The following is a 1,120-nucleotide window of genomic DNA, read 5'->3' as shown; positions in this document are numbered from 1 at the left end:
TTCAACTGGAAAGCATCGAGGTTAACCCTGAAAATATAACAGTTGTACGTGGTACTGATGGGCAATACGTAGCAACCGGTATATTTAATGATCAGCAAAGTAGGGACATCACCGATACGGTGGTATGGTCTTCATCCAACGACACCGTGGCAAAAATTGAGACCTTTGGAGCAAATAGTGGTCGTGCTGTAGCGATTAATCCCGGCAAGACAGATATTACGGCTGCGCTTAATGGTCTAAGTGATACTGTGACGGGTACCGTTGTCGCGCCCGAACTCAATACACTGCGCGTCTATCCACAAAACGCCTCTATTCCACTTGGTGAATCACAACCTTTTAGTGCCTTCGCCGATTATAGCGACGGTACTTCGCAGGACGTTTCGAATCGTGTCGCTTGGACTAGTTCGAATACAACGCTTGCAACATTGAATTTACGCATACCGGGTCGCGTGGATTCAGACCCAACATTTGCTGGGCTCCTGCCCGATACTACTGATATTTCGGCATCATTGGGCGGCGTAGATAGCAATATAGCTGTACTCACCGTAACAAACGCAACGCCTACAGCACTCCGTATCGTGCCGGGTGATAGCGACTTGCCACTTAGGGTCGATGCAAATTATGAAGCAATGCTCGACTATTCGAATCAGACAACGCTTAATGTGACAGACCAGGTAGTCTGGTCATCGAGCAATCAAGAGATTGCTTCTATAAGCAATTCACCGAGTAATGAAGGCCGTGTGCATACGGTTAAGACCGGCACTACGGTCATAACGGCCAAATATATTGATGGCACCCTAGATTTGTCTGACTTTGTAAATCTTGATGTCACGAGTGATTACGTAACGTTTATAACTCCGAGTTGCGAGCCTTCCGATCTATTAGTAGGTGATTTTGCAACATGCTCTTGCACCGCTAATTTGTCAGGGGGAGGTAAGTTCGATTGCACACCCTTTGCTAACTTCACGCCAACACCTGGCGGCTTAGCTTTATTTGGTAGCGATTCATCAGATCGAAATATTGCGGAAGCCATTGCGGCAGGTAATGTAAATGTTTATATCGAGTTTAGTAATTCTAGTGGGAATGCTAGCCTCAGAATAGAGTAGAAGGGTATCTAATG

At 46.2% G+C, this 1,120-nt stretch carries 1 protein-coding gene; it reads left to right on the top strand.

What is annotated here, in order from left to right; all coding sequences use genetic code 11:
* Window positions 1-1,106, top strand: a 1,106-nt coding sequence (locus tag A3738_RS21845; RefSeq protein WP_156504407.1) for an Ig-like domain-containing protein, incomplete at its 5' end; no start/stop codon positions are given.
* Window positions 1,107-1,120: the final 14 nt, after the last annotated feature.

Source organism: Oleiphilus sp. HI0066 (assembly GCF_001635725.1).
Note: the sequence above shows the minus strand (reverse complement) of the source record. Positions and strands in the feature narration are given on the sequence as shown.